16 protein-coding genes, 1 tRNA gene and 2 pseudogenes are annotated in these 19,400 nt (G+C 64.7%); 10 read left to right on the top strand and 9 right to left on the bottom strand.

All coding sequences use genetic code 11. The features are described from left to right. Positions 1–59 precede the first annotated feature (59 nt). Together A5634_RS11615 and A5634_RS11610 are read left to right on the top strand one after the other, a co-directional pair. A pseudogene (locus A5634_RS11615) lies at positions 60–2,135 on the top strand (ATP-binding cassette domain-containing protein); the annotation flags it as partial. A gap of 75 nt (positions 2,136–2,210) precedes the next feature. Next, positions 2,211–2,651, top strand: coding sequence for a DUF402 domain-containing protein (locus A5634_RS11610; RefSeq protein WP_065144188.1), 441 nt, complete (start codon positions 2,211–2,213; stop codon positions 2,649–2,651). Here A5634_RS11610 and A5634_RS11605 read toward each other — a convergent pair. Further along, complete coding sequence (locus A5634_RS11605; RefSeq protein WP_065144187.1) at positions 2,632–3,108, bottom strand: hypothetical protein; 477 nt, start codon at positions 3,106–3,108, stop codon at positions 2,632–2,634. The genes A5634_RS11610 and A5634_RS11605 overlap by 20 nt on opposite strands. Positions 3,109–3,188: 80 nt before the next feature. Between A5634_RS11605 and A5634_RS11600 the strand changes: the two genes are divergently transcribed. After that, a complete protein-coding gene (locus A5634_RS11600; protein ID WP_065144186.1) occupies positions 3,189–3,806 on the top strand; it encodes a TetR/AcrR family transcriptional regulator in 618 nt (205 codons plus the stop codon). Here the strand turns inward: A5634_RS11600 and A5634_RS11595 are convergent. The 5 genes from A5634_RS11595 to polA form a co-directional block, all read right to left on the bottom strand. Beyond that, the gene (locus tag A5634_RS11595) at positions 3,789–4,736 is read right to left on the bottom strand and encodes a DUF2889 domain-containing protein (RefSeq protein ID WP_065144185.1); all 948 of its coding nucleotides are present in this window, start codon (positions 4,734–4,736) and stop codon (positions 3,789–3,791) included. The genes A5634_RS11600 and A5634_RS11595 overlap by 18 nt on opposite strands. A gap of 6 nt (positions 4,737–4,742) precedes the next feature. Continuing rightward, positions 4,743–5,957 (bottom strand): dephospho-CoA kinase, encoded by a 1,215-nt coding sequence (gene coaE / locus A5634_RS11590; protein WP_065144184.1) that lies wholly within the window; start codon positions 5,955–5,957, stop codon positions 4,743–4,745. A gap of 9 nt (positions 5,958–5,966) precedes the next feature. Then, positions 5,967–7,412 (bottom strand): 30S ribosomal protein S1, encoded by a 1,446-nt coding sequence (gene rpsA / locus A5634_RS11585; RefSeq protein WP_065144183.1) that lies wholly within the window; start codon positions 7,410–7,412, stop codon positions 5,967–5,969. A gap of 113 nt (positions 7,413–7,525) precedes the next feature. Next, entirely contained in the window at positions 7,526–8,443 is a 918-nt protein-coding gene (locus A5634_RS11580; RefSeq protein WP_172831682.1) for a lysophospholipid acyltransferase family protein, read from the bottom strand. A 46-nt stretch (positions 8,444–8,489) separates the two neighbouring features. Then, complete coding sequence (gene polA, locus A5634_RS11575) at positions 8,490–11,150, bottom strand: DNA polymerase I (protein ID WP_155769493.1); 2,661 nt, start codon at positions 11,148–11,150, stop codon at positions 8,490–8,492. A gap of 105 nt (positions 11,151–11,255) precedes the next feature. On the opposite strand from polA, the gene A5634_RS11570 reads away from it, so the two are divergent. After that, positions 11,256–11,699 carry a Zn-ribbon domain-containing OB-fold protein gene (locus A5634_RS11570; RefSeq protein ID WP_065144201.1) on the top strand — a complete coding sequence of 148 codons (444 nt, stop codon included), beginning with the start codon at positions 11,256–11,258 and terminating at the stop codon, positions 11,697–11,699. After that, positions 11,696–12,895 (top strand): lipid-transfer protein, encoded by a 1,200-nt coding sequence (locus A5634_RS11565; protein ID WP_065144180.1) that lies wholly within the window; start codon positions 11,696–11,698, stop codon positions 12,893–12,895. The genes A5634_RS11570 and A5634_RS11565 overlap by 4 nt, the downstream gene beginning before the upstream one ends. Positions 12,896–13,059: 164 nt before the next feature. On the opposite strand, the gene A5634_RS11560 is transcribed toward A5634_RS11565, so the two are convergent. Further along, positions 13,060–13,677 carry an ANTAR domain-containing response regulator gene (locus A5634_RS11560; protein ID WP_065144200.1) on the bottom strand — a complete coding sequence of 206 codons (618 nt, stop codon included), beginning with the start codon at positions 13,675–13,677 and terminating at the stop codon, positions 13,060–13,062. Positions 13,678–13,748: 71 nt separating this feature from the next. On the opposite strand from A5634_RS11560, the gene A5634_RS11555 reads away from it, so the two are divergent. After that, positions 13,749–13,822, top strand: a tRNA-Leu gene (locus A5634_RS11555). A gap of 213 nt (positions 13,823–14,035) precedes the next feature. Here A5634_RS11555 and A5634_RS29350 read toward each other — a convergent pair. Then, the gene (locus A5634_RS29350) at positions 14,036–14,305 is read right to left on the bottom strand and encodes a hypothetical protein (RefSeq protein WP_253861557.1); all 270 of its coding nucleotides are present in this window, start codon (positions 14,303–14,305) and stop codon (positions 14,036–14,038) included. Positions 14,306–14,386: 81 nt separating this feature from the next. Further along, positions 14,387–14,482: pseudogene (locus tag A5634_RS30120) on the bottom strand (DUF2510 domain-containing protein); the annotation flags it as partial. A 307-nt stretch (positions 14,483–14,789) separates the two neighbouring features. On the opposite strand from A5634_RS30120, the gene A5634_RS11545 reads away from it, so the two are divergent. From A5634_RS11545 to cydB, 4 genes are all read left to right on the top strand, one after another. Next, positions 14,790–16,109 (top strand): adenylate/guanylate cyclase domain-containing protein, encoded by a 1,320-nt coding sequence (locus A5634_RS11545; RefSeq protein WP_065144178.1) that lies wholly within the window; start codon positions 14,790–14,792, stop codon positions 16,107–16,109. A gap of 33 nt (positions 16,110–16,142) precedes the next feature. Beyond that, positions 16,143–16,742 carry an HdeD family acid-resistance protein gene (locus A5634_RS11540; protein WP_155769488.1) on the top strand — a complete coding sequence of 200 codons (600 nt, stop codon included), beginning with the start codon at positions 16,143–16,145 and terminating at the stop codon, positions 16,740–16,742. Between the two features lie 86 nt (positions 16,743–16,828). Continuing rightward, positions 16,829–18,283, top strand: coding sequence for a cytochrome ubiquinol oxidase subunit I (locus A5634_RS11535; protein WP_065144177.1), 1,455 nt, complete (start codon positions 16,829–16,831; stop codon positions 18,281–18,283). Positions 18,284–18,303: 20 nt separating this feature from the next. Next, positions 18,304–19,344, top strand: coding sequence for a cytochrome d ubiquinol oxidase subunit II (gene cydB / locus A5634_RS11530; RefSeq protein ID WP_065144176.1), 1,041 nt, complete (start codon positions 18,304–18,306; stop codon positions 19,342–19,344). Positions 19,345–19,400: the final 56 nt, after the last annotated feature.

Raw genomic sequence — 19,400 nt, 5'->3', positions numbered from 1 at the left:
GCAGCAACTGGTCACAGATGTCCAGGTAGGACAGCATGTGCGTCACCACGATCACCACCCGGCCGGCGCACCCGCCCGACGAAGTCACCAGGGTCGACGTCGAGCCCCCGCCCGGTGAGCTCACCGTGATCGACGCCAAATCGGCCGACGTATCGAGTCTGGCCACCCGGATGGTGAAGATACTCACCCCACGCCCGGTGTCGACCCCGAAGTTGGCCGGTGTCAAGACAATTGGCCGCGCCAATAACAACGACATCGTCGTCTCCGACGTCCTGGCGTCACGCCAGCACGCCACGCTGCGCCCCACCCCACTAGGCGCCGAGATCCAGGATCGCAGCATCAACGGGACATTCGTCAACGGCACCAGGGTGGGCTCGGCGATCCTGTCCGAGGGCGACGTGGTCACGATCGGCAACGTCGATCTGGTATTGCACAAGGACACGCTGGCGCCGCGGAGCGCTACCGAGACGCGCACCGGCGGCCTCGAGGTGCGCGCAGTCGACTACATCGTCGACAATGGCAAACAATTGCTCGACGGCATCTCGCTCACTGCCAGACCGGGCACCCTGACCGCCGTGATCGGCGGGTCGGGTGCCGGCAAGAGCACGCTGGCTCGGCTGATCGCCGGCTACGCCCGCCCCAGCAAGGGCTCAGTCAGCTTCGAGGGGCACGACATACACGCCGAATACGCGTCATTGCGCAGCCGGATCGGCATGGTTCCGCAAGACGATGTGGTGCACCGGCAGCTCACGGTGCACCAGGCGCTGGGGTACGCCGCAGAGCTGCGGCTGCCGCCGGACACCAGCAAATCCGACCGAGCCCGCATCGTCACCCAGGTCCTCGACGAACTCGACCTGACCAAGCACGCCGACACCCGGGTGGACAAGCTGTCCGGCGGACAGCGCAAACGGGCTTCGGTGGCGCTGGAATTGCTCACCGGGCCGTCGCTGTTGATTCTTGACGAGCCGACCTCAGGACTGGATCCAGCACTCGACCACCAGGTCATGACGATGTTGCGCCAGTTGGCCGACGCCGGCCGGGTGGTGATCGTGGTGACGCACATGCTGTCCTACCTGGACATCTGTGACCAGTTGCTGCTGGTGGCGCCGGGCGGCACGACCGCATTCTGCGGTCGTCCGGACCAAATCGGTGACGCGATGGGCACCACCAACTGGGCCAAGATCTTCAGCCAGGTGGGCGCGGACCCAGCCGAAGCCAACCGTCGCTTCCTGGCTCAGAGCCGGCCGCAGGAATGTCCTGGACCCGACAGTGCGCCAACAGATTTGGGTAAACCGGTGCACACCAGTGTGCGTCGCCAGATCTCGACCATCGCGCGGCGACAGGTTCGCCTGGTGGTCGCCGACCGCGCGTACTTCGTGTTCCTGGCTTTATTGCCTTTCGTGCTCGGCGCTTTGTCGCTGACCGTTCCGGGCTCCAACGGATTTCGGGTGGTCGGCGAGCACGGCGGGACGCCTGATGAATCCGCTCAGATTCTCAACCTTTTGCTCTTGGCCGCGGCGTTCATGGGGACGGCCTTGACGATCCGCGATCTGGTTGGTGAACGGGCGGTGTTCCAGCGGGAGCAGGCGGTGGGTCTGTCGACGACGGCCTACCTGTTGGCCAAGGCCGCGGTGTTCTGCGCGTTCGCGGTCCTGCAAGCCGCGATTGCCACTGCCATCGTGATCGCCGGTAAAGGCGGACCGACCCGAGGGGGCCTGGTACTGGGCCACGGCAACCTCGCGGCGGCCTTCGAGCTGTTCCTCACCGTCGCCGGCACTTGTGTGGCCTCAGCCATGCTGGGACTGGCCATCTCGGCGTTGGTGCGCTCTTCCGAGCAGATCATGCCGCTGTTCGTGGTGTCGATCATGGCGCAGCTGGTGCTCTGCGGCGGAATGGTTCCGGTGACCCACCGGCTCGTCCTGGAACAGGTGGCCACGGTGGTGCCTGCCCGCTGGGGTTACGCCGCGGCGGCATCGGCGGTCGATGTGCGCTCGCTGGTGCCAGATTCGCTGATACCGCAGGACCGTTTATGGGCGCACACGTCGAAGATCTACCTGCTCGACCTGGGGATGCTGGCCGGGCTGTCGATCTTCTACGCCTGCTTCGTGCGTTGGAAGCTGCGCTTGCGCCGGTAGTGTTGCAGGATCCACCCGCCCAAGCACGAGACTTTCGACCTGGCCGCCCGCACCAACACCGATCCGAAGGGCATCGTGCGGACGGTCGACGAGTACGCGGTGCACCCGTGGGGCCTGTATCTGGCCCGGCCGACGCCCGGCCGAGCCCAGTTCCACTACCTGCAGTCGTGGCTACTCCCGTCATTGGGCTTGCGCGCCACGGTTTTTCATTTCAACCCTGGCCATGAACGCGATCTCGACTACTACCTCGACGTCGGCGAATACACGCCCGGCCCCGAGGTGTGGCGTTCGGAAGACCACTACCTCGACATCGAAATACGCACCGGGCGGGGCGCGGAACTGGCCGATGTCGACGAGTTGGTTTCAGCCGTGCGGCAAGGACTGCTCAGCCCGGATGTGGCCGAGTTGGCGGTGCGTCGGGCCGTGACCGCCATCGACGGCCTGGCGCGCAATGGTTATGACCTCCATGCCTGGCTGAGCGGGCGCGAGATCCGGCTCAGTTGGCGCGACCGTTAGGTAGCTCCGGGGTCATGTGCCGCCGAACGAGTTTGCGCCAACGCCGCTGGCGGTACCGGTAGATCCCGGTCGCGACGATCACGACGACGCCCGTCAGGGCCCCTGCTTCGATGTCCACGGTGTCGCTGTAGCGGCAGCGGTTTGCCTCGAGCGGTTCGACGTGCAGCGTGTGATTCCACTGTTTGAGGACGCCGCCGTGTTCGCGGGTGCGGATCGTCCCAGCGGCTTCGTCGACCTCCACGACCTCAATGGTGTGCCGGTAGGCGGGGATCACGTGGAATGCGAACAGCCATCCGGTGCCAGATTCGCCGGCCCGCAACCACTCGGTGCGTCCGGCTAGTGACGGGAAGCCGAACAGCCCTTTGCAGACGTAGAGAAAGGTGGCCGGCGATAGCATCGCCGACCAGACGCGCTCAGCGCTGGTGGGCAGGATAGTTTCGACGTGCACGGTACGCATGGCCGGCTCCTCAAGTTAGGTCACCTAATTTTGCTGGTGTCGACGCCTCATGACTACTCGCTTTTTTCAGGAGCTCAGCGATCGCCCCGACAGATCGATTTCGGCAACGTAAGCAGCCCAAACAGGAGCGGGCCGCCGAAACTCGACAACGCATCCTGGACGCGGCGGCTCACGTTTTCGCCGAGCACGGCTATACGGCGGGAACCACGAACCGCATCGCCGAGCAGGCGGGCGTCTCGATCGGTTCGCTGTATCAGTACTTCCCGAACAAGGACGCCGTCTTGAGGGCACTGATGGATGCGCACGTGGACGCCGGATCCGCGTTGCTGGCCGATCGGCTGTCGGCTGGTCTGCCGGAGCGGCTAGACGACACGCTGCGCCTGTTCGTGCGCGCCACCATCGACAACCACCGCGGCAATCCGCGCCTACACCGGGTGTTGTTCGAGGAAGCCCCGCGTGCGCCGGCCTTTCTCGCCCGGATACACGAGCTGGAGCAATTCAGTGTGGATGCCGCAGCGCGGCTACTCGAGCAGCATCCGGGTGTGCGGAGCAGCCGGCTGAACGCCCAGATCGTCGTGGCGACCATCGAATCTCTGGTGCACCGTCTCATCGCGGGTCCGGACCCGGTGGACTTCAAAGAACTCGAGGACGAAATCGTGGTGCTGCTGGCCGAATACCTGTCAGCGAAGATCCAGTAGCGCGTCCAGGTCGGCGATCGCGCGCAGCGTGTCGTTCAGATGGGTGCACGTGCTGGTGCCGACGAACTCGCCGCGGACGCGGTCGCGTAACTCGCTGAGTGTCATGCCCCGGACGCGGCCCGCGCTTCCGATGGCGCCGGGGCATTCCTGCCATGGCAGCACCCGTACCTCGGCAGTCACCGACGTGATGGTCCGGGTCGAGCTGTCGACGGTGCCGGCGACGGTGTACTCGTGCAGGATCGTCTCGACTAGGTGATCGTCCATGTGCGAGTCGCGGAAGTGGGCCTCGAAGTGCACCGCCCCGGTCTGCCCCGGCCACATATCGAGCCGTCGGAACCTGCGCATCCCGCGCGCTCGTAGTGGCTCTACCTCGTGCAGTCCGTCCAGCGGCGGTGCCACCGGACCCTGGCCCGTCGGAATGACGTCGTGCTGCCGGGCATAGCCGATCAACGACGCTTGCGGCGCGAAACCCGCGCAGATCCCGGCCATCCGGTCGGCGACGCCGGACGGCATCTTCTGCTCGACGTCGTCCACGATCGCCCCGTACTGGGTGGCGTAGCCGGACACCAGCGCCGCACCGACCCAGTCGTCGAGCAGCAGGTGCAGCAGGCTGGCCCTGCGCACCTCCTCCGGGAACAGTTGGGCGATCTTCGCCCGGAAACCGGCGCCCACACGGCTACCCAGCAGGACGTCCAGACCGGCGTGCACGGTGATGTCGTCGATGACCTGATCGGTAAGGTGCGCGCTGACGCGGACCTCTGCTGCGGTCGCGGCCCCCGCGTCGCGAGCGCGCAGCTCCACCAGGGAGCCGCGCGAGCCGTCCGGATGGGTGTCGATGGTGCTGGTGCGTCGCCGCCTGCCCGCCGTCAGCGGCGGTACCTCGTCAACGACGGGCCGCCGCGGACCCAGGATGTCGGTGACGAATGGCATGGCGACTCAGGGCTTCCAGCCGGTGGCGTCGGCCCATTCCCAGGCTTGCCGGTAGGCGTCGCGGAACCACGGCTCCTTGGCCGTCACGTAGCGCACGATGTCGCCGCGGGCACCCGCATCGGCTTCGTTCTTGACTTGCGAATATCTCTCGCGCACATCGGCATTGGCTTTCAGCCAATCGACGAACAGCAGCGCGAATTGCTGATTCGGCCAGCCTGCGACACGGATATGCACGTTGGTCGGCCGGCCCGGGTCCGCGGAGGCGTGAATGCGCTTGTGCCACAACGCCGGATCGTCGCTGTGGTCGAATCCGGGTACGGTGCTGCGGGCATCGACCTTCGCTGCGTCCTGGGTGATGTGCTCGAGACGCGGACAACCGGCAGCCAGCAACGGTTCGGCGAGTTCGTCTGCCATGTCTAACGATTCGACGGTGACCTGAATATCTATGACGTCCTTGGCGTCGAGGTTCGGCACCGCAGTCGAGCCGATGTGGTCCACCCGCAACACCCGATGGCCGCAGCTGGTTTTCAGCCTGTTGACAATACGTCGGGCCTGATCCGGCCAGCTGAGGTCGGCGGGCACCAGCCTGACTTCGGCCCGCGCAGGCTGACGCTGAGTCAGGTTGTGCGCGAACGGCAGGATGCGTTCCTGCCAGATGTCTTGGGCGCGTTGTGCCAGATCCTGCGGGCAGCCCGAGTTGTCCAGCCAGATGTCGGCGACGGCCCGGCGTTGTTCGTCAGTGGCTTGCGCGGCGATCCGGGCCCGCGCGTCGTCTTCGGTCATGCCGCGAATCTCGACCAGTCGTCGCACCCGCAGTTCGACATCGGCGTGCACGATGACAACCAACGGGAACAGCGGCGCCATCCCGGACTCGACCAACAACGGAATGTCTTCGACCACAACCGAATCCGGCGAAACCGACTCGATGATTTCGGCGCGGCGCTTCCCCACCAGCGGATGCACGATCGCGTTGAGCTTCTGGCGCTCCTCGTCGTTGGCAAATGCCTTGGCCGCCAACGCCGGTCGATCCAACGAGCCGTCGGGCTGCAGGATGTCTTCACCGAAGGTGTCGACCAGCGACTTCAACCCGTCGGTACCCGGTTCGACGACCTCGCGCGCGATGACATCACCGTCGACGATGATGCCACCGCACTCCGAGAACGTCTTGGACAGCGCCGATTTCCCGGCACCGATGCCACCGGTCAAGCCGATGCGCAGCATCCGCGTTGGTTAGGCGCTGCCGGCGAGCTTCTCCCGCAGAGCTGCCAGCTGGGCGTCGCTGGCAAGCGACCCGCCCGCGGACTTCTCCGAGGAGCTGCTGCTCGAGGACGACTGACCGCCGCCACCGTGGTCTGCCGCCTCCGCCGCAGCGAACTTCTCCATCTGCGTGGTGTGCATCTTGTGCCGGCGCTCGGCCTCGGCGTAGCGGGCTTCCCACTCGTTGCGTTGAGCGTCGAAACCTTCCATCCACTCGTTGGTTTCGGCGTCGAAGCCCTCGGGGAAGATGTAGTTGCCCTGGTCGTCGTAGCTGTCGGCCATGCCGTACTTCGCCGGGTCGAACTCGTCGGTGTAGTCCTCGTTGGCTTGCTTGAGCGACAACGAGATTCGGCGACGCTCCAGGTCGATGTCGATGACCTTGACCATCGCGTCGTCGCCGACACCAACCACCTGGTCGGGCACCTCGACGTGGCGCTCGGCCAGCTCGGAGATATGCACCAGACCCTCGATGCCCTCCTCGACACGCACAAACGCACCGAACGGAACCAGCTTGGTGACCTTGCCGGGCACAATCTGGCCGATGGCGTGGGTGCGGGCAAAGTGGCGCCACGGGTCTTCTTGAGTTGCCTTCAGCGACAACGAAACCCGCTCGCGGTCCATGTCGACGTCGAGCACCTCGACGGTGACCTCGTCGCCCACCTGAACCACCTCGGACGGGTGGTCGATGTGCTTCCAAGACAGCTCGGAGACGTGCACCAGACCGTCCACCCCGCCCAAGTCGACGAACGCGCCGAAGTTGACGATGGAGGAGACCACACCCTTGCGGATGGTCCCCTTCTGCAGCTGGTTCAAGAACTCGCTACGAACTTCCGATTGCGTCTGCTCAAGCCAGGCGCGCCGGGACAGCACCACGTTGTTGCGGTTCTTGTCCAGCTCGATGATCTTGGCTTCGATCTCCTTGCCGATGTACGGCTGCAGATCGCGCACTCGGCGCATCTCGACCAGCGATGCGGGCAGGAAGCCACGCAGCCCGATGTCGAGGATCAGGCCGCCCTTGACGACCTCGATGACGGTGCCCTTGACGGCCTCGTCCTTCTCCTTGAGCTCTTCGATGGTGCCCCAGGCGCGCTCGTACTGGGCGCGCTTCTTGGACAGGATCAGTCGGCCTTCTTTGTCCTCTTTGGTGAGAACCAGGGCCTCGACCTCATCGCCGACGGAAACGACCTCGTTGGGGTCGACGTCGTGCTTGATGGAGAGCTCGCGGGCGGGGATGACCCCTTCGGTCTTGTAGCCGATGTCGAGGAGCACCTCGTCCCGGTCCACTTTGACGATGGTGCCTTCGACGATGTCGCCATCGTTGAAGTACTTGATCGTTTTGTCTATTGCGGCTAGAAAATCCTCGCTGGTGCCTATGTCGTTGACGGCTACTTGCGGCGAGGTGACGGCGGGACTCGGCATATTGTTGGGTTGCTCCGGACAGGGTTCATCGTAGGGACAATTTGGGTTTGCCTGTTGAGGCTACTCGACGCGGTACAAGCTGGACAAACTCGCCCCCTCGCATGAGCAGGTGATTACCGTCGGCGGCCCACCGAATCCGACACCAGCCCGCCCGGCATCAGCCACTGCTGCGGTTCGCGTTTGATGAACTCCGCCATCGCGTCGGCGACACGTTGTGAGGTCTCCTGAACCGCCTCGCGTAGATCCCGCTCGTTACCGTCGAGCGCGCCAACGCGGATCGGTTCACCGAACACCGGTTCGCGCCGGTGTTTGCGCTGAAAGACCGCTCCCGGGACGATCTGCGCCCCGGTGCGCAGGGCCAGCAGTGCGGGTCCCGGACCGACGGGGCGCTTGATGCCCGCCAAATCAACGTGGATACCCGCACTGGTCCCGCCCTGCGGGCTTTCTCGCGCCCGGAAATAGTCGCCCGCGATTGCGACGACGCGGCCGCGCCTCAAGGCATCCGCCATTGCCGCGGTAATGCTGGCTCCCCCGGTGCGCTCGACAGTGATCAGTTCCAGTCCGGCTTTGTGAGCGCCGCGAGCGATCACCCACTGCATCAGGGCACGCTGCCGGTTGGCGACCACCGTGGTCGGCAAGCCGTTGAGCGCGAGCACGATTGGCAGCGCGGCATAGGACCCGAGGTGCGGGAAGGCGACGATGACCCCTACCCCCGCCGGACGACCTGCATCCAGGGCGGCATGTAGGGGCGACGGGTCCGCTATCCGGAAGCGGCGCAGCGCGGCATCGTGCGTTGCGGCGAGAAACCAGATGGCGTCGTTGGCGTTGCGGACCAGCGCTCGGTACATCGCCTGGACCGGCCGCCATTTTCGTGCGGAGAACTGCGCAGTCGGATCCACGTTGTCCCGGAAGTCCTGCAGCACATTCAGATGTTGGGCACGACCACGCCAGTAGACGAGCCGGGCGAGCATGGCCAACAGTGCGTCGGCGACCTGGGCCGGCAGCAGGCCGAACAGCTTCGAGAAGACCATCAGTGGGAAGCGCACGAGCGGTGGGCGCTGAGCCTGGTCCGACATCTCAGTGCGCTGCCGCATCCCAACTGCGGCCGTAGCCGACGGACACTTCCAACGGGACATCCAGCGGGTACGCGCCGCCCATCTTGTCGCGGACCAGCGCCTCGACCCGGTCGCGCTCACCGGGTGCTATCTCGAACAGCAACTCGTCGTGGACCTGCAGCAACATGCGTGACGCCAGCCCGGCCTCTTTGATGGCCTTCTCGACCTCGATCATGGCCACCTTGATGATGTCGGCGGCACTGCCCTGGATCGGCGCGTTGAGCGCCGCGCGTTCGGCGGCCTCGCGCACCTGGCGGTTGCTGCTGTCCAACTCCGGCAGATAGCGCCGCCGACCCAGGACCGTCGAGGTGTAGCCGTCCTTGCGGGCCTGATCGACCACGGCCATCAAGTAGTCGCGCACCCCGCCGAACCGGGCGAAGTACTGGTCCATCTGCTCCTTGGCTTCTTCGGTGGAGATCTTGAGCTGGGCCGACAACCCGTAGGCGCTCAACCCGTAGGCCAGGCCATACGACATCGCCTTGACCCGGCGGCGCAGTTCGCCGGTGACCTCCTCGATCGGCACGCCGAACGCGCGGGACGCGACGAACGAGTGCAGGTCTTCGCCGGTATTGAACGCTTCGATCAAACCCTCGTCGCGGGACAGGTGGGCCATGATCCGCATTTCGATCTGGCTGTAGTCCGCGGTCATCAGCTCTTGGTGGGCGGCCCCGACGATGAAGGCGTCGCGGATTTGCCGGCCCGCGTCGGTGCGGATCGGGATGTTCTGCAGGTTGGGTTCGGTCGACGACAACCGGCCGGTGGCCGCGATCGTCTGGTTAAAAGTGGTGTGGATCCGGCCGTCTGCGGCGACTGAGTTGAGTAGCCCGTCGACGGTGACTTTGAGGCGGGTGACGTCGCGGTGGGCCAGCAAGTGCTGCAGGAACGGGTGACCGGTTTTGTCAAACAGCGACTGCAGGGCGTCGGCGTCGGTGGTGTAGCCGGTCTTGGTGCGTTTGGTCTTGGGCATGCCGAGCTCGTCGAACAGCACCACCTGCAGCTGCTTGGGCGAGCCGAGGTTGATCTGCTTGCCGATCACCGCGTAGGCGGCCTCGGCGGCATCCCGGATCTGGTCACCGAAATTGCTCTGCAGCTCGGTGAGCATGGCCAGGTCGACGGCAATGCCGGCTTGCTCCATTTCAGCCAGCGTCTGCTGCACCGGCAGCTCCATCTCACCGAGCAACGCCGTGGAATCGATGCGGGCCAACTCGGCGTCCAGCGCGTCGGCCAGATCGACCACCGCACGGGCCCGCAAAATCCCGGTCTGGGCGGCCTGGCCGTCGGTATCGTCATCGTCGAGCAACGAAAGCTGTTGTTGCTCAGTTGTTTCCGCGCGCAACTCGCGGCGCAGATAACGCAGTGATAGGTCGTCGAGGGTGAAGCTGCGTTGCCCTGGCCGCACCAGATAGGCGGCCAGCGCGGTGTCTGAGGTGACGCCGGCCAGCGTCCAACCGCGGCCGGTCAGGTCGTGAATCGCCAACTTGGCCTCGTGCAGGGCCTTGGGCTTGTCGGCATCGGCCAGCCAAGCCGCCAGTGCGGCGTCGTCGTCCGGGGTCAGGGTGGCGGTGTCGATATAGGCGCCATCCCCGTCGGCGGCCGCGATGGCCAGTGCGGTCGCGTCCCCGCCGTGCGGCAGGTGGGTGCCCACCACCGTCAGGCCGGCTCGCCGACCGTCGCTGACGTGGTCGGACAGCCACTGACCGACCGTGCCTGGTTCGAGCGCACCGCCGCGCACGTCGAATCCCTCGTCGACCTCCGGCTCGACAGCGGCCAGCGTGTCGAACAGCCGATCCCGCAGGACGCGGAACTCGAGATCGTCGAACAGCCGGTGGATCTGGTCCCGGTCCCAGGGCTGCAACCGCAGCGTGTCGGGTGTCTGCGCCAGCGGCACATCTCTGACCAACTCGGTGAGCTCGCGGTTGAGCACCACCCCGGCCACGTGCGCGCGCAACGCGTCGCCAACCTTGCCGCGCACCGACTCGACGTTGTCGACGAGCCCTTGCAACGAGCCGTACTCCACAATCCACTTGGTGGCGGTCTTCTCCCCCACCCCGGGAATGCCCGGCAGGTTGTCGCTGGGATCACCGCGCAACGCAGCGAAGTCCGGGTACTGCTGGGGCGTGAGCCCGTACTTGCCGAGGACCGCTTCAGGGGTGAATCGGGTCAGTTCGCTGACGCCTTTGACCGGGTAAAGCACAGTCACGTCGTCGCTGACCAACTGCAGCGAGTCGCGGTCACCGGTGACCACCAGCACCCGGTAACCCTCGCGTTCGGCCTGGGTGGCCAGCGTCGCGATGATGTCGTCGGCCTCGAAGCCGGGTTGAGCCAAGACCGTGACGCCGAGTGCCCCCAGCACTTCTTTGGTGATGTCGATCTGACCGTGGAACTCGTCGGGCGTCGAAGAACGGTTGGCCTTGTACTCGGGGTAACGCTCGGAGCGGAAGGTTTGGCGCGAGACGTCGAAGGCGGCGGCGATGTGGGTTGGCCCCTCGTCGCGCAAAAGGTTGATCAGCATGGCGGTAAAGCCGTAGACCGCGTTGGTGGTCAGGCCGCCACGGGTCTTGAAGTTCTCTGCCGGCAGCGCGTAAAACGCCCGGAAGGCCAGCGAATTGCCATCCAGCAACATCAGCGTCGGTTTGGTTTGGTCGCTGCCGCTAGTCACGCGTCACACTCTAGGCAACGGGTACGACACGCCCTACACACCCAAACAAGCGCTTGGTAGTCTGTGCTGGTGCCAGAGGTCACCATCCCCGAACCGGCTATCGACGGGTGGTTCGCCACCGACGAGGCCGGCAACCCCCATCTGCTCGGCAGCAAGTGCCCGGCCTGCGGGACTTACGTCTTCCCACCGCGCGAGAACAACTGCCCCAACCCCGGCTGCGACAGCGACTCATTGGAGTCCGTCGCGCTATCGCGGCGCGGAAAGCTGTGGAGCTACACCGAGAACCGTTACCCGCCGCCGGCGCCGTATCCCGCGGCGGATCCCTTCGAGCCGTTCGCCATCGCCGCGGTGGAGTTGGCCGACGAAGGAATCATCGTGCTGGGCAAGGTAGTCGAGGGCACCCTGGCCGCCGATCTGAAGGTCGGCATGGAAATGGAGCTGGCCACCATGACCCTGTTCACCGACGCCGACGGCGTCGAACGAACCGTGCACGCGTGGAAGGTGAGCTCATGAGCCCCGAACCGCTCTACATCCTGGGCGCCGGCATGCACCCGTGGGGTAAGTGGGGCCGCGACTTCACCGAATACGGCGTCGTCGCCGCACGCGCCGCGCTGGCCGAGGCGGGCCTGGACTGGCGACAGATCCAGTTCGTCGCGGGTGCCGACACGATCCGCAACGGCTACCCCGGCTTCATCGCCGGCTCGACGTTCGCCCAGAAACTCGGCTGGAACGGCGTGCCGGTGTCGTCGTCGTATGCCGCGTGCGCCAGCGGCTCGCAGGCGCTGCAGAGCGCCCGCGCACACATCCTGGCCGGATTCTGCGACGTCGCGCTGGTGATCGGCGCCGATACCACTCCGAAGGGTGCGTTCGCGCCGGTCGGTGGTGAACGCAAGAACGACCCCGACTGGCAGCGCTTCCACCTCATCGGAGCGATGAACCCGGTGTATTTCGCGCTCCTCGCCAGGCGCCGCATGGACTTGTATGGCGCCACGTCTGAGGACTTCGCCCAAGTCAAGGTCAAGAACTCGCAGCACGGTCTGCAGAACCCAAATGCGCGTTACCGCAAGGAATCTTCCGTCGAAGACGTGCTAGCCAGCCCGGTGGTCAGCGACCCGTTGCGCCAACTCGACATCTGCGCCACCTCCGATGGCGCGGCCGCGCTGATCGTGGCCAGCGCGGAGTTCGCCCGCAAGCACCTCGGCTCACTCGACGGTGTGCCCTCGGTTCGGGCGGTCAGCACGGTGACCCCGCGGTATCCGCAGCACTTACCCGAATTGCCTGATATCGCAACGGATTCCACCGCTGTGGTGGCCGCTCCAGAGCGGGTCTTCAAGGACCAGATTCTCGACGCCGCCTACGCCGAGGCCGGCATCGGACCAGAGGACGTCAGCCTGGCCGAGGTCTACGACCTGTCCACCGCGCTGGAGCTCGACTGGTACGAGCACCTGGGGTTGTGCCCCAAGGGTGAGGCCGAGGCTCTGCTCCGCAGCGGGGCCACCGCCGTCGGCGGCAAGGTGCCGGTGAACCCGTCGGGTGGGTTGGCGTGCTTCGGTGAAGCTATTCCAGCCCAGGCGATCGCGCAGGTCTGCGAGCTCACTTGGCAGTTGCGCGGTCAGGCGACCGGGCGGCAGGTCGAGGGCGCGCGGGTGGGCGTCACGGCCAATCAGGGTCTGTTCGGCCACGGCTCGTCGGTGATCGTCGCGCGCTAGGCGGTCCCGGCCCGGCCGTCTCGGCCTTGGGCGCCCCCCTTTGGGGCCGCGGGCGCCCCCTTTGGGGCGAACGTGCACAGAATGCCAGCCGTGACGGCGTGTCGGCGTGCATCTCTGCACGCTCGCGAAGAGTTCGCCGGTGTGAGCCGGGCAAAGAGCAGGACTTAGGCGTCCTTGGGGGTGTCCAAGGTTTCCAGCACAACCTCAGCCACCCGCTTCATCGACGTCCGCCGATCCATAGCGGCACGCTGAATCCACTTGAACGCTTCCGGCTCGGTCATTCCCTGCTTCACCTGCAGCAAACCCTTGGCGCGTTCGACCAGTTTGCGGGTCTCCAAGCGGTCGGACAGCGTTGCCACTTCCCGCTCCAGCGCGGTCAGCTCACCGAACCGGCTGACGGCCAATTCGATCGCCGGAATCAGGTCGCTGGCGGTGAAGGGCTTGACCAGATACGCCATCGCCCCGGCGTCGCGGGCCCGCTCGACCAGATCGCGCTGGCTGAACGCGGTGAGCACCACGATCGGCGCGATCCGCTTGCTCGCGATTTCCGACGCCGCGTCGATCCCGTCCCGGCGGGGCATCTTCACGTCCATGATCACCAGATCCGGCTTATGCTGCTCGGCGAGCTCGACGGCCTCTTGGCCATCGCCGGCTTCACCGACGATGTCGTAGCCCTCCTCTCGCAGCATTTCAGCCAGGTCCATGCGGATGAGCGCTTCGTCTTCCGCGATCAGGACCCGGCGCGGTGGGACGGCGTCAGCGTCGGTGGTGGGGCCGGTCATGACGGACATTGTGTCGTGACGGGTGTGAACGGTCACTCGGGGGGGTTGCTCTAAGGTAGGAGACCGCACGAGCCCTCGTATCCCAACTGGCAGAGGAAACGGATTCAAAACCCGTACAGTGTGAGTTCGAATCTCACCGAGGGCACAACATCTCGATCAGAAACCGCCTCAGTGACACCGTGCGTCACCCGCGAGTTGGCTGTCTCGCTGCTACGACGACACCGGCGTTAACGGCGTTGACGGGCGTTCGCGGAATGCTGCGGCGCAGCGTGGCAATGTCGGGAACGAGGCTTGGGGTGGGCCAGGCAGTCGATTAAGCCGACATGTGCCGTGCACAGCCACGAGTGTTGCGCAGCGCTTACCGATGTACGACCTCTCGGACGTGGTCTATGCAGCCGGCCAGATAGTCGTCCCAATCCATATCGCCGGCCATCTTCGAGCGATCCAGCTGCTGCCGGCACATGTACTCAGAGTTGTGTCCTCGAGCCAAGCCTGGGCGCACGGCGCCTCCGGCGGCCCACCCCGCCTGGTACGACCGTTCATCACGGAATCCATGTGTGACCATGGCCGCCACGATTACACCCGCGACGATCACCAGCACCAGACCACCGACTAACAGCAGAGGCAAGTGATTACGGCGTGGGAATCGTTGGCCACGTGGGATTTTTTGCTGGGTCTGGCCGTGTGGCGCTATCGGCATCTGCGCAGCTGATATCCATGCCTGCCCGTTCCAGTATCTGAGGCCTCCTCCGCCGGCCGGATCGGGATACCAGCCGGGTGGTGGCGATAGTGGGGCGGCATTCATGGCCGGACTTTAACACCGCGGTATGCCACTGGATGGTCGTCAGTCTGATCCGCGCCGACATATCGGGAAGTCTGCTCCTTATGTACCTTCTCGATCTGAGGGATTCAACGGCATACGCCGTGCAAAATCATTCGCTACTCCCTCCATTTCGCAACGCGTCATTGAGTTGCTTACTGCAAGGCACCACATCCGACCACCGCAGTCGACTCGTTCAATCCGACCGCTGGGAATCTTTGCGGCGTTGCTGACGTTTGTTAAACAGCGACGAGATCGCTCGTTAATCGAGGTCAACATTTAGGCTCTATTCGTGGCCGCTAACAAGTGCGGTGCTCGATCAGCCGGCGCGGAACGCCAGCCAGACTGTGTCGCCGCAGTTCGCTCGCAGACCCGCGACATCCGACAGCACTATGCCGATGCCGCCGCCCGCCGGGCCCGGGTGCTCAATATCGTCGCCTGGCTGTCTGTGATGGTCAGTGCGAGTTTCGTGGCCGTGCAATTGTTCATCGGCGCATTTCTGTGGCAGGTGATCTCGATCAACATCCTGGCCGCACTGACGTTCGCGATGATCCCGATGCTGCACCGGTTCGGAGAATTGGTGGCGCCGGTCGTATTCATCGTCGCGGCCTACGTCACCGTCTTCGCGAGTTGCTGGGATGTGGGCACCGGTTCGGGCGCACAGCTTTTCTTCATCGTCGGCTCTTGCCTGGCCGTGCTGGTGCTCGGCATCGAACACATCGCGCTGGCAAGCTTTCTGGCGGCCATCGGTGCGGCTCTGGTCATCGCTACCGAGTTCTTCGTCCCCCGCAACACCGGTTTGCAGCCACCTTGGGCGCAGTCGACGGGGTTCGTCATCACCACGGTGTCCGCGTGCGTAATGGTGGTTGTGACGGTGTGGTTCGCCCTGCGTGACACCGCGCGCGCCGAGGCGGTCATGGAAGACCAGTACGAACGCTCTGAAGCACTGTTGTCCAACATGCTGCCCGCCAGCATCGCCGAAAGACTCAAAGACCCTGAGCGCCATCTCATCGCCGACAAGTACGACGAGGCGTCGGTGCTGTTCGCCGACATCGTCGGATTCACCGAGCGCGCCAGCAGCACCGCGCCGGCCGACCTGGTGCGGTTCCTGGACAGGCTCTACAGCGCGTTCGATGAACTGGTGGACAAGCACGGGCTGGAAAAGATCAAGGTCAGCGGCGACTCCTACATGGTGGTTAGCGGGGTTCCGCGGCCGCGGCCCGACCACGTGCACGCCCTGGCCGACTTCGCCTTGGATATGGCCGATGTTGCTGCGGCACTGAAGGATCCGCATGGCCGCGCCGTTCCGCTGCGGGTCGGCATGGCCACCGGCCCGGTGGTGGCGGGCGTCGTGGGTTCGCGTCGGTTTTTCTACGACGTCTGGGGCGACGCCGTCAACGTGGCATCCCGGATGGAGTCCACTGACTCCGTCGGTCAGATTCAGGTGCCCGACGAGGTGTACGAACGCCTCAAAGACGACTTCGTGTTGCGCGAGCGCGGGCATATCGACGTCAAGGGCAAGGGCTTGATGCGCACCTGGTATCTGGTGGGCCGCAAGGTCGATGAGCCCGACGAACTGCGTACTGTCGACGCGCGTGCCGCGCACGTCTGAGGCTCAATAAAGGCCCTGTACCCGTACCGCCACATGCGTCACACTGATGCCATGGAATCAAGCCCCGCAACAAATCCTGCACCGCTGTCGCCTCCGAGCCTGTTGCCGCATCTGTGGAAGTCGACACTGCTGTCGGGAATTCTGTCGCTCGCCCTGGGCGTCGTCGTGTTGGCGTGGCCGCAGATCTCGGTGTTGACAGCGGCCATCGCGTTCGGCGTCTACCTGCTCATCACCGGCGCGGCGCAGGTCGTGTTCGCGTTCTCGCTTCATGTGTCGGCGGGCAGTCGAATTCTGTTGTTCATCAGCGGAGCGGCCTCGTTGATCCTGGCGATGCTGGCTTTTCGCCATTTCGGCAACGCCGTTCTGCTGCTTGCGATTTGGATCGGTATCGGTTTCATCTTCCGCGGTGTCGCGACGACGGTTTCGGCCGTCAGCGACCCGCACTTACCCGGTCGGGGCTGGTCGATATTCATCGGCATCATCAGCCTTCTCGCCGGGATTGTGGTGATGGCCTCGCCATTCGAGTCGATCATCACCCTGGCATTCGTGGTCGGGATCTGGCTCGCTGTCCTCGGCTTGTTCGAGATCGTGTCGGCGTTCGGCATCCGCAAGGCCTCCCAGGATCTCCGCTGATTTGACTCGAAAGCGACGCTAGCGCTGGCGAAGCACTACTACTACACTCTGTCGTAGTTGAACCCCGCGGCCTCGGGAGTGAACAGATGAACGTCGTCGACATATCGCGGTGGCAGTTCGGGATCACCACGGTCTACCACTTCATTTTCGTGCCGCTCACCATTGGCCTGGCGCCGCTGCTGGCCATCATGCAGACGGCATGGGTGGCCACCGGCAACGTCGCCTGGTACCGACTGACCAAGTTCTTCGGCAAGTTGTTCCTGATCAACTTCGCAATCGGCGTGGCAACCGGCATCGTGCAGGAGTTCCAGTTCGGAATGAACTGGAGCGAGTATTCGAAGTTCGTCGGCGACGTGTTCGGCGCCCCGCTGGCCATGGAAGGCCTGTTTGCCTTCTTCTTCGAATCAACGTTCCTGGGGCTGTGGATCTTCGGCTGGAGTCGGTTGCCGCGACTGATCCACCTGGCCTGCATCTGGATCGTTGCGATCTCGGTGAACGTCTCGGCGTTCTTCATCATCTCGGCGAACTCGTTCATGCAGCACCCGGTGGGCGTGCACTACAACCCGGACACCAAGCGCGCCGAACTGAACAACATCCTGGCCTTGCTGACCAACAACACCGGGCTGACGGCGTTCGCCCACACGGTCACCGGCGCGTTGCTCACCGCTGGCACGTTCGTCGCCGCCGTCAGCGCGTGGTGGCTCGTTCGATCCCAGACCAGCACCGTGGACCCCGGCACCCGGGCAATGTACCGACCGGCGACGGTCCTGGGCTGCTGGGTGGTGCTGCTCGCCACCGTTGGGCTGTTTTTCACCGGCGACCACCAGGGCAAGCTGATGTTCCAGCAGCAGCCGATGAAGATGGCGTCGGCAGAATCGTTGTGCGACACCCAGATCGATCCGGACTTCTCCATCCTGACCGTCGGCAGGCAGAACAACTGCGACGCCCTGACCCGGGTGATCGAAGTGCCCTACGTGCTGCCGTTTCTGGCCGAGGGCAGGTTCGACGGCGTTACGCTGCACGGCGTCCGCGACATCCAGCAGGACTACCAGCAGCGGTTCGGCCCAAATGACTACCGGCCCAACCTTTTTGTCACCTACTGGTCGTTCCGGATGATGATCGGTTTGCTCGTGATCCCGGTGTTGTTTGCCTTGGTTGCGCTGTGGCTTACCCGTGGTGGCCGGATTCCGAAGCAGCGGTGGTTCGCCTGGTTCGCGCTGCTGTCCATTCCGGCACCGTTCCTGGCCAACAGTGCCGGGTGGGTGTTCACCGAAATGGGCCGACAGCCATGGCTGGTGGTGCCAAACCCCACCGGCGATCAGAACGTACACCTCACCGTCGCCGCCGGCGTCTCCCACCACGCGCCCGGGATGGTCATCACCTCCCTGACCACCTTCACACTGATCTACGCCGTCCTTGCGGTCATTTGGTTCTGGCTGCTCAAGCGCTATGTCGTGGAAGGTCCACTGGAACACGACGCCGAACCGGCGCCGCCGCAGGCCGACGACGAAGAAGTCAAACCGCTGTCGTTCGCCTACTAGCTGTCGGAAGGAGTTGAGAGATGAACCTGCAAGTGTTGTGGTTCGGCCTCATCGCGGCGTTGTTCGTCGGCTTCTTCGTCCTTGAAGGATTCGACTTCGGCGTAGGCATGTTGATGGAGCCGTTCGCGCGAGTCAGCAAGGGCGACCGCGAAGCCCATCGGCGGGCAGCGCTGAACACCATCGGCCCGGTGTGGGACGGCAACGAGGTCTGGTTGATCACCGCTGGCGCAGCGATGTTCGCCGCGTTTCCCGGCTGGTATGCGACCGTGTTCTCCACGCTCTACCTGCCGCTGCTGCTGATCTTGTTCGGCATGATCGTGCGTGTGGTGTCCATTGAATGGCGCGGCAAGGTGGACGACACGAAATGGCGGGTGTGGGCCGACCTCGGCATGGCCGTGGGATCATGGTTGCCCGCGATCTTGTGGGGCACGGCGTTCGCGATCCTGGTCCGGGGCCTGCCGGTGGACGCCGACGGTCGAGTCCACTTGTCGGTCGGCGACGTGCTCAACCCGTACACACTGTTGGGTGGTCTGGCCACCGCTGCGCTCTTCCTGTTCTACGGTGCGGTGTTCGTCGCTCTCAAGACCTCCGGCTCCCTCCGCGACGACGCTCACCGGTTCGCCCGGTTGCTGTCGCTGCCCGCGACGGGAATTGTTGCGGGCTTTGGGGTTTGGACGCAACTGTCGTACGGCAAGAACTGGACGTGGGCCGCCCTGGGGGTGGCGTTGGTCGCCCAGTTGGTGGCGGCGCTGCTGGTTTGGCGACGGGCATCCGATGGTTGGGCGTTTGTCTGCACCTTGTTGGTGGTCGCAAGCGTGGTGGTGCTGTTGTTCGGCTCGCTGTTCCCCAACCTGGTGCCTTCGACACTGGACAGCCAATGGAGCGTGACGATCTACAACGCCTCATCGACGCCATACACGCTGAAGATCATGACGTGGGTCACCGCGCTTACGTTACCGCTGACGGTGGTTTATCAAGCTTGGACGTATTGGGTTTTCCGGCAACGGATCTCGGCTGACGGGATACCGCCGTCGATCGGTCTGACGAGGCGCCCGTCCTGACCGACAGAAGCTCTCGGGCGCCGCTGGACCCACGACTGTGGCGGGCATCGATCTCG

Origin of the sequence: Mycobacterium asiaticum (assembly GCF_001673365.1) — a bacterium.
Taxonomy (GTDB): Bacteria; Actinomycetota; Actinomycetes; order Mycobacteriales; family Mycobacteriaceae; genus Mycobacterium; species Mycobacterium asiaticum_A.
This window is presented reverse-complemented; position numbering and strand designations above follow the sequence as displayed.